Below are 1,857 nucleotides of genomic sequence, written 5' to 3' on the forward strand. Positions count from 1 at the left end.
ATTTTTGGTTTGCGCGCCATGGGCGCGCTCTAATGGGTGAAAGTCCCGAACACGCCTAGGCAACGAGGAAGTGTATAGCAGAACAGCAAGGGTGTCCATCGTGAGGTGGAATCTGAAGGAAGCTGTAAGCAAACTCTTGGTCCGACGGACAGAAATCACATATAAGGCTCGGAAATACGGATAAGTCTGCCAAAAGAGATGAAGTCCTAAAGTTGCTGGAAGTACGAGTAAATGTGGCGGATAGATGAGAGGAAAGAGCGTGCACCTTAAGCGTGGAGGTCTCACAGGGGTTTCATTAGCCTAGTAACAACGAACTGTGAGAAGTCAGCCGAGCCCATAGTAGTGAAGAAGTCTCTGTAATAGAGATGGAGCAAAGGGGTGAACAATCAATAAGTTTGAGTATGTCTCGTATTGCAGAAGAGATAACATCTGCCGTAACCAATCGGGTAAAAGATGGTCAAATCAAGCGAGACGGAAAGGAAAGAACGCATGGACACAAGTAGTCTAATGGAGCAGATATTATCTAGCGATAACCTCAACAGAGCATATCTGCAGGTCGTACGAAACAAAGGTGCAGAGGGAGTGGACGGAATGAAGTGCACAGAACTTAAGGAACATCTTGCAAAGAACGGCGAAATCATTAAGGAGCAGCTGAGGACAAGAAAGTATAAACCTCAGCCAGTACGGAGAGTGGAGATACCAAAACCCGATGGCGGTTTCAGAAACCTGGGAGTGCCAACAGTAACAGACAGATTTATACAACAAGCTATTGCACAGGTCTTAACACCAATCTATGAGGAGCAGTTCCATGATCATAGTTATGGATTCAGACCGAACAGATGTGCACAACAGGCAATCCTGACAGCACTTGATATGATGAACGAGGGCAACGACTGGATTGTAGACATTGACTTGGAAAAGTTCTTTGACACAGTAAACCATGACAAGCTTATGACCATCATAGGCAGAACTATAAAAGATGGAGATGTTATCTCTATCATTAGGAAATATCTTGTCAGTGGAATCATGATTGATGATGAGTATGAGGATTCTATTGTGGGAACACCACAAGGAGGAAATCTTTCACCATTACTGGCAAATATCATGCTGAATGAACTTGATAAGGAAATGGAAAAGAGAAGGCTTAACTTTGTACGATACGCGGATGACTGTATTATTATGGTCGGAAGCGAAATGTCTGCCAATCGTGTAATGAGAAACATATCTCGTTTTATTGAAGAGAAAGTAGGACTCAAAGTTAACATGACCAAGAGCAAAGTAGATAGACCAAGAGGATTGAAATATCTGGGTTTCGGATTCTACTTTGATTCAAGAGCACACCAATTTAAGGCAAAACCACATGCAAAATCAGTAGCAAAGTTCAAGAGGCGAATGAAAGAACTCACTTGTCGTAGCTGGGGCGTTAGTAACAGCTATAAGGTTGAGAAACTTAATCAGCTTATCAGAGGGTGGATTAACTACTTTAAAATAGGTAGTATGAAGGTGTTATGTGCCACGCTCGACCAAAGCATAAGATTTCGATTGCGCATGTGTATATGGAAACATTGGAAAACTCCACAGAATCGCGCGAAGAACTTAATAAAGCTAGGGGTATATAAGAAACTAGCGTACTCAACGGCTTATAATGGTGCGAGAATCGCACACTGCTGTCAAGGCGGTGCCATGAATGTAGCCGTTACAAAAGAAAGACTAACCCGTTTTGGATTAATCTCAATGTTAGATTACTACACCGAAAGGTGTGTTACTTGTTAAGTTGACTGAACCGCCGTGTACCGAACGGTACGCACGGTGGTGTGAGAGGTCGGGAAATCACTCAGATTTCCCTCCTACTCGATT

At 43.1% G+C, this 1,857-nt stretch carries 1 protein-coding gene; it reads left to right on the forward strand.

What is annotated here, in order from left to right:
• Positions 1 to 489: 489 nt before the first annotated feature.
• Positions 490 to 1,773: a group II intron reverse transcriptase/maturase gene (gene ltrA / locus DWZ60_RS16865; protein WP_158576419.1), complete on the forward strand. Its 1,284-nt coding sequence runs from the start codon at positions 490 to 492 to the stop codon at positions 1,771 to 1,773.
• Positions 1,774 to 1,857: the final 84 nt, after the last annotated feature.

Source organism: Blautia sp. AF34-10 (assembly GCF_003477865.1).
Taxonomy (GTDB): domain Bacteria; phylum Bacillota; class Clostridia; order Lachnospirales; family Lachnospiraceae; genus Fusicatenibacter; species Fusicatenibacter saccharivorans.

Coding starts and splice junctions, on each gene's coding strand:
- ltrA (WP_158576419.1), top strand. CDS start 490: ATGGACACAAGTAGTCTAATGGAGCAGATATTATCTAGCGATAACCTC.